Source organism: Croceicoccus esteveae (assembly GCF_031846435.1).
Classification (GTDB): domain Bacteria; phylum Pseudomonadota; class Alphaproteobacteria; order Sphingomonadales; family Sphingomonadaceae; genus Croceicoccus; species Croceicoccus esteveae.
In genome coordinates this window covers 56,539-63,257 of sequence record NZ_JAVRHS010000013.1, presented here as the reverse complement: position 1 = coordinate 63,257, position 6,719 = coordinate 56,539, and the positions used below count along the sequence as shown (strand labels likewise).

Sequence of the window (6,719 nt, the reverse complement as noted above, 5' to 3'; positions counted from 1 at the left end):
AGCCTGATGACGCGACCCACTGGTCGATCCGCTCGATGGCGGGCGCGACAGGGTTCTCCCATACTACGATCCGGCGGATCTGGGCGGCATTCGAGTTGCAGCCACACCGCTCGGAGACGTTCAGGCTTTCTGGCGACCCGCTGTTCGTCCACAAAATCCGTGATATTGCCGGCCGTTGTCTTTCACTGCCCAACCTTGCCTTGGTGCGATGCCCTCGATCTCCTCGACGAAACCGCCCTCGCGTTCCGATTTAAACCAGAACTTGTCGAGGTCGCCGTCGTGATAACCCTGGACATCGAATAGGTAGCCGTTGCCGTCAGCCCTTGCACAATACTCGACCCGATCGCCTTGGAACCACCAATATCACCGGTCGCCCTGCTCATGACGAAAGATTACTGGCTGGAGCTGGCGATGCAATTGTCGGCAAAACTGACGAAACCGGCCATGAAGTCTTTCAGGCGTTTTTTCATATCTTCATCCGTCATGGCGCCACTGTCATCGAATACCTTGTGTGCACGTGCTACGTGAAGGCGACCTTCAAACCAGGGACGGGTGCCTAAGGTGCGCAGGACGCTGAGCCAGGCATCCTGCGACAGGAGGGTTCCAAAACCGCCTAGCGTCGCGCCCATCAAGGCCACCGGTCGGCCGCCATACACGCGTCCGATGTCACTGGACGGACGCGTGGTCCAGTCAATCGCGTTCTTGAACACGCCGGGAATCGAGTTGTTGTATTCCGGGGTGACCAACAACAGCCCGTTTGCTGCCGCGATCTGCTCTTTCAGTTCGACGACTGTTTCCGGCAGGCCGTGCTCCTCTTCCTCGTCGCCATTGTAGAGGGGGATGCCAGCAATACTTCCCTCAATCAGCTCCGCGCCATCGGGCATGAGGCCCTGCGCCGCGCGGAGTAGGGCGGTGTTGTAGGAGCCCTTGCGCAAGCTACCGGACAAAGCGAGAATCCTGGTCATGGAGTGTTGTTCCTGTGAAGATAGTGCATGTTGCCCGGCGCGATTGATCGGTCGATATGATGGCTCAGACAGCGATAGTCCGCACTTCGATGCGGTTTTCAAGAGTGCGGTGCACGGGGCATTTCTCGGCAATTGTGAGCAGCTTTTCCCGCTGTTCGGCGGACAAATCTCCGCGTAGTTCGATCGTCCGGTCGATAACGTCAATGCGGCGGCTAACGCCCGGGTTGCTACAGTCCGCCGCATGTTCGCGCCCGTGTTCAAGCACGACCTTTACGGAATCGAGCGCTAGCTTCTTGCGGTCGGCATACATCCTGATCGTCATCGATGTGCACGCGCCCAGCCCCGCGAGCAGCAGGTCGTAGGGCGTCGGCCCGAGATCGGTCCCGCCGATCGAAAGCGGTTCGTCGGCCACAAATTCATGTGCGGCAGTACGGACGATCTGCGCGAATTTCCCGCCTGCTGTCTCGACCGATACCAAACCTTCTTCGAGCGGTTCGTCACTCTTGGCCATGACGGGGACGTAGGGTTCCGCCCAGGCAGTAATGACATGCGCCGCGTAACTGGCGGCACCATCCTTCAGCAAAAGATGATCGGCGTCGTTCAGTGAGACGAAGGATTTGGGGTGCTTTGCCGCGATGAATATATCGGTGGCGTTTTCGATCCCGACGATTGCATCACTTGGCGCGTGCATGACCAGCAGCGCCGCATCAAGACGGTGCAGCCGTTCTGCCTGTGGCTGGCCAAGCGCCTGATTGACAAATTCTCGTCCGATTTTGAACGGCCGACCGCCGATGGTGACTTCCACTTCAGCCTCATCTTTCAATGTGTCGGGAGCGTTCCCTAGCTGGTGCAATACATGGTGGACTTCGTACGGCGCGCCAATGGTGGCCACCGCGCTGACTTCCGGAATGGCCTCGGCGGCCGCGATAACGGCCGCGCCGCCCAGGCTGTGCCCGATCAACAGCGATGGGGCCATGCCCTGTTCACGCAAATGATCGGCGGCAGAAACCAGATCCTCTACATTGGCGACGAAGCCGCTATTGGCGAACTCTCCGTCGCTATCGCCCAGGCCGGTAAAATCGAAGCGCAGCACGGCGAACCCGCGTGCGGCCAGCGCCGCGGTGATCCGGCGGGCGGCGTGACTGTCTTTCGTGCAGGTGAAGCAATGCGCGAACAGTGCAGTCGCCGGTGCCGGTCCGCCGACGGGCAATTCGAGCCGCGCGTCCAGTTCATGACCATGACGGTTCGCGAACCGGAACCGGTCCGTCACTACGTTCGGCATCGTGTGCCCTTTCGCCGCTTCAAGCTGGCAGCATGACGGTTTTGAGGTTCATGAACTCATGCAGCCCGTGCCGGGACAATTCGCGTCCGTGGCCCGATCGCTTTATGCCGCCGAACGGCGCTTCGGGCGCTGAGGCGAGCATCTGGTTGACTGCCGTCATGCCCGCTTCGATATCGCGGATGAAGCGTTCGCGCTCGCCGTCGTCACTGGTCCAGACGGACGAACCGAGGCCGAACGGTATCGCATTGGCAATACGGATCGCATCGTCGATATTCCGGGCACGAAACACCATGGCGACAGGTCCGAACAGTTCTTCCGATGCGAATGGTCCATCGGGGTCGACACCGGTCAGAATGCCTGCCGACATATATGCCCCCTCGCGATCCAGCGCTTCGCCGCCGAAATCCAGTTTTGCGCCGTGTTCCTTCGCCAGTGCCAGCTGGTCAAGCACGGTCTGCCGCTGTTCGAAGCTCGATAGCGGGCCCATGTCGGTTGTCTCGTCCATCGGATCGCCGGCCTTCACCGCACGCATGGCATCCGAAAACTTTTGCATGAATGCGTCGTAGATGTCGGTGTGGACGATCATGCGCTTGCCGCAAATGCAGGATTGGCCGGTATTCTGGATGCGGGCCTTGACGGCCTGCGCGACGGCTGCGTCGAGATCGGCGGAAGGCATGACGATGAACGGGTCCGAACCGCCCAGTTCGAGCACGACTTTCTTGAGGTAGCGCCCCGCCTGTTCGGCGACCGCCCGACCTGCGCCTTCGCTGCCCGTCAGCGTTACCGCCACTACGCGATCATCGGCAATGATGGCGTGCACCTTGTCCGATTTGATCGACAGGTTCTGGAACAGGCCAGCGGGACCGCCCGCTTCGATCAGCATCTCTTCCATCAGCCGCGCCACGCCCTGCACGGAGCTGGCGTGTTTCAACAGGGCGACATTCCCGGCAAGAATGGTCGGCGCCAGAAAACGCGCGACCTGCCAGTAGGGAAAGTTCCACGGCATGACCGCCAGCACCGGCCCTTGCGGCAGCCAGCGACCTTCGGCGATCTTCCCGTCGCCAAGGGACCAGCGTTCGGGTTCCAGCATGGCAGGGCCGTCTTGCGCAAGGTGGCGGAACAGAGCGGCGCATTTCTCCACCTCGGCAATGGCGGAGGCGTAGGTCTTGCCCATCTCGGCCAAGCACATGCGGGCAAGTTTGTCCTTGTTCGCTTCGTATGTCTGCGCAAGGTTGGAGAGCAGTTCGGTGCGTTCGCCCAAGGCGGTCTTGCGCCAGTCCTGATAGGCTGCTTGCGCTTTGTCGAGCCTCGCGTCGATCTCGTCCCCGGTCAGTTCGGGATAACTTTCAAGCTGTTCGCCGGTTGCGGGATTGACGGTGATGATCATGGTGATCCTTGGTTTGATAAAACGGGTGCGGTCAGGGGTAGGCAACGGCGCCGGCCGCCTTGCGCGGCTTGCCCCGGTCCGTCGGCAGGGGAATGAATTCCTTGTCGTCGCCTGGCACGGTGTCAAACCGGCCTTCGGTCCAGTCTTGCTTGGCCTGTTCGATCCGTTCGCGGCTCGAGGAAACGAAGTTCCACCAGATATACCGGTTATCACCCATCGACGCACCGCCCAGCAGCATGAAACGCGCGTCCGACCGGGCAGTCACCGCCACCTTTTCACCGTCCTTCAGGACCAGCAGCTGACCTGGCGAGAATGTCTCGCCGGCAATCTGGATCTCGCCTTCAACGGTATAAAGACCGCGTTCCTCCGCAATGAAGTCCAGTTCAGACGATTGTCCGGCTTGAAGCTTCACGTCGGCATAAAAGGTTTCAGAAGCGGTCTGGAGAGGCGATTGCAGGCCAAAGGCCCGACCGGCAATCAGGCGCATCCAGACGCCGTCCGCCTCGTGAACGGGCAGCGCGTCCGCTTCCAGATGCGTGAACTCAGGCTCGCTCTCCTCGGCATCCACGGGCAGCGCCATCCAGGTCTGGATACCGTGCAGCCTTTGCCCGCTCTCCTTCAGTTCATGCCGGGTGCGTTCGGAATGGACGATACCTCGCCCGGCTTTCATCCAGTTCACCGCGCCCGGTTCGATCGCCTGCTCGGTCCCCAGGCTGTCGCGGTGCAGGATTTCCCCTTCGAACAAATAGGTGAGGGTGGCGAGGTTGATGTGTGGGTGAGGGCGGACGTTGATGCCTTCACCGGGTGAAAAGGCGGCCGGACCCATCTCGTCGAAAAAGATGAACGGCCCGATCATTTGCCGCCTGATCGATGGGAGGGCACGGCGCACCTCCATTTCGCCAAGATCGACCACCTTGGGATCGATGGTCATGTCGATCGTCGCATTGTCCGCTTCGATACATTCGCCTTGGTCGCGAGCCGTCGTGGTGCTCATGATTGATCCTTTTGAAACCTGTCTTGTCTGATGTCCTGTGGACCTGCGTCAGTTGTCTATCGTGCGCGGAACCGATGGTTCGCCGAGTTCGCATTCCAGCGCTTCCCGGTCCCAGTCTGCGCCTTCGGCCGCCGCTGCGTAGGTCGTCTGCAGGAAGCTGAGCAAATCGCCTTCGGGGTCGCTGCTGGTCCGCACCGCCTGATAAGGCAGGACGAACTCCCCCAGCTTGTCATCGAACCGCGCGGCTTCGGGCGATACGCTCTGCTTTTCAAAACCGTCGGGAGCGGGGTAGGCGTAGGAATAGAACATCGCCTCGTCCACCCCGCCGCCGCCCGGCCAGAACCCGGCGGAAGATACCTCGTGACTGTATGCCTCCTGCGCAACATCGTCAGGCAGGTTGGGCACACCGCCCGGGTGGCGCGGTGCCTTGCGTCCGGAGAACCGCGTCACCGCAAGGTCGAACGAACCCCAGAAGAAATGCACCGGGGAGATCTTGCCAAGAAAGCTCGTGCTGAACTTGTCCAACACCTTGGTGATGCTGAGCATCGCGCGGTGAAACCGGCGGACCGCATCGCCATCGTAAGGCCGCTCGTCAGTATCGTCGGCGAAAGGCACCGCATCGGGCACTTCGTTCGGCGCGCCGTGAATATCCATATTGCCGCCAAGACTGGCAACAAGATCGCCGGTACGCTTGTGGAATTCTGCCACGCTCATAGGTTCAAGTGCAAAGCTCTTGACCGCATCCGGCGTTTCCCCGACCAGCCGATGGTCCTTGAAATCGAATGTCAGCGTGATCGGGTTATCACCGTCGAATACAGGGCCGGTAGTCAGCCCACGGGAGGTGACGTGCAGCGTAACGTGCCAGCTATGGTTCCGCCACGGAACATGCGCGACCCGGTACTTGCCCACGATCTGGGTCCATAGATGGAGACTTGTGCAGGTCTCCTTCCATTGAGAATAAGGTATCGCGGGCCAGTTGCCAGGTCGGTCGCTCACCCCAATGGCTCCATGTCCTGACGCTTCAGTGCTTTTTGTACGCCTTCATCGGCTTCCATCTTCGCACGAAAGCTTTTCAGCGCAGGATAGTCGGCAAGGTTCAGGGGGGTCTGCTCTATCCAGCGAGTCAGCACATAAAGAAATGTATCCGCGAACGATCGCTTGCCCAGATAGAAGTCGCCCCCGCTATCCTTCAGATTATCATTCAGCCGCTGGTACTGTCCGCTCAGTTTTTCGTAAGTCTTCTTCTTGACTTCATCCTGTGCGCTGTCGGTGCCGGCAAAATTCGCTGTGCCGAAATGGCCGCCATAGGTCGCATGGACCTCGGACGTCATGTATGACAGCGCTTCAGCCTCCTTGCGCCCCAGCTTCGTGTCACGGGCATATTCACCATTGCCGTAGCTCGCGCCAAGCCACGACAGGATCGCCGATGCTTCGGTCAGCACATCGCCATCGTCGAACTTCACCGCGGGTACTTTGCCCTTGGGATTGATTTTAAGATAGGCGTCCTTCTTGTGGTCGCCATAGGCCATGTTCTTGATGTCAACCGGAGCGTCGAGCCAGGCAATCGCAATGTTCGGCGCCAGCGAGCAGGTGCCCGGCATGGTGTAAAGTGTGAGCATGGATATTTTCCTTTCGGGAATGGACGTCTTTTTAATATTACGGGGCTAGCGGCAGTGCGTTCCCTTATGGTGTCGTTCTGCGTGCATGGTCGACACTGATCGGTCCGGCGCCGGCGAACACGAAATATAGAAAGACGAAGCAGAACAGGATCGCTCCGGCGCCGCCATTGTTCACCGGGAAGAAGCCCTGAGGCGCATGACCGATGAAATAGGCTGCTGCCATCGTGCCCGAAGCAAGAAACGCGGCGGGCCGGGTAAACAGCCCCAGCGCGATCAACGCGCCCGTCACAAGCTCGATGAACCCGGAATAGGCGCCCGGTCCATCAAGGGAAAGGGCGGAGCCGGCGCGTTCGCCTGCCGGAAAGCTCAGAACCTTTTGCGTTCCGTAGGACAGGAAGAGCAGGCCGGACATGATCCGAAGAATGCTCAACGTGATTGGCGCGCGGGCGGTCAGCGTTTCATTGTTCATCAT

Annotated in this window: 7 protein-coding genes and 1 pseudogene; 1 reads left to right on the top strand and 7 read right to left on the bottom strand. The window is 60.0% G+C overall.

Features of this window, described 5'->3' with window-relative positions:
- Nucleotides 1–206 (top strand): annotated as a pseudogene (locus tag RM533_RS12370) (IS630 family transposase); the annotation flags it as partial.
- Nucleotides 207–392: 186 nt separating this feature from the next.
- On the opposite strand, the gene RM533_RS12365 reads toward RM533_RS12370, so the two are convergent.
- The 7 genes from RM533_RS12365 to RM533_RS12335 form a co-directional block, all read right to left on the bottom strand.
- Nucleotides 393–965: an NADPH-dependent FMN reductase gene (locus tag RM533_RS12365; protein WP_311341533.1), complete on the bottom strand. Its 573-nt coding sequence runs from the start codon at nucleotides 963–965 to the stop codon at nucleotides 393–395.
- A 64-nt stretch (nucleotides 966–1,029) separates the two neighbouring features.
- The gene (locus RM533_RS12360; protein ID WP_311341532.1) at nucleotides 1,030–2,247 is read right to left on the bottom strand and encodes a bifunctional alpha/beta hydrolase/OsmC family protein; all 1,218 of its coding nucleotides are present in this window, start codon (nucleotides 2,245–2,247) and stop codon (nucleotides 1,030–1,032) included.
- 19 nt (nucleotides 2,248–2,266) lie between these two features.
- Nucleotides 2,267–3,634: an NAD-dependent succinate-semialdehyde dehydrogenase gene (locus tag RM533_RS12355; RefSeq protein ID WP_311341531.1), complete on the bottom strand. Its 1,368-nt coding sequence runs from the start codon at nucleotides 3,632–3,634 to the stop codon at nucleotides 2,267–2,269.
- A 31-nt stretch (nucleotides 3,635–3,665) separates the two neighbouring features.
- On the bottom strand, nucleotides 3,666–4,628 hold the full coding sequence (locus RM533_RS12350) for a pirin family protein (RefSeq protein WP_311341530.1): 963 nt from the start codon (nucleotides 4,626–4,628) through the stop codon (nucleotides 3,666–3,668).
- Nucleotides 4,629–4,676: 48 nt separating this feature from the next.
- Nucleotides 4,677–5,624: a DUF5996 family protein gene (locus tag RM533_RS12345; RefSeq protein ID WP_311341529.1), complete on the bottom strand. Its 948-nt coding sequence runs from the start codon at nucleotides 5,622–5,624 to the stop codon at nucleotides 4,677–4,679.
- Nucleotides 5,621–6,247, bottom strand: coding sequence for a glutathione S-transferase family protein (locus RM533_RS12340; RefSeq protein ID WP_311341528.1), 627 nt, complete (start codon nucleotides 6,245–6,247; stop codon nucleotides 5,621–5,623). Before RM533_RS12340 ends, RM533_RS12345 begins: the two co-directional genes overlap by 4 nt.
- A 64-nt stretch (nucleotides 6,248–6,311) precedes the next feature.
- The gene (locus RM533_RS12335; protein WP_349254671.1) at nucleotides 6,312–6,719 is read right to left on the bottom strand and encodes a DoxX family protein; all 408 of its coding nucleotides are present in this window, start codon (nucleotides 6,717–6,719) and stop codon (nucleotides 6,312–6,314) included.

Coding starts and splice junctions, on each gene's coding strand:
- RM533_RS12365 (WP_311341533.1), bottom strand. CDS start 965: ATGACCAGGATTCTCGCTTTGTCCGGTAGCTTGCGCAAGGGCTCCTAC.
- RM533_RS12355 (WP_311341531.1), bottom strand. CDS start 3,634: ATGATCATCACCGTCAATCCCGCAACCGGCGAACAGCTTGAAAGTTAT.
- RM533_RS12350 (WP_311341530.1), bottom strand. CDS start 4,628: ATGAGCACCACGACGGCTCGCGACCAAGGCGAATGTATCGAAGCGGAC.
- RM533_RS12335 (WP_349254671.1), bottom strand. CDS start 6,719: ATGATGAACAATGAAACGCTGACCGCCCGCGCGCCAATCACGTTGAGC.
- RM533_RS12360 (WP_311341532.1), bottom strand. CDS start 2,247: ATGCCGAACGTAGTGACGGACCGGTTCCGGTTCGCGAACCGTCATGGT.
- RM533_RS12340 (WP_311341528.1), bottom strand. CDS start 6,247: ATGCTCACACTTTACACCATGCCGGGCACCTGCTCGCTGGCGCCGAAC.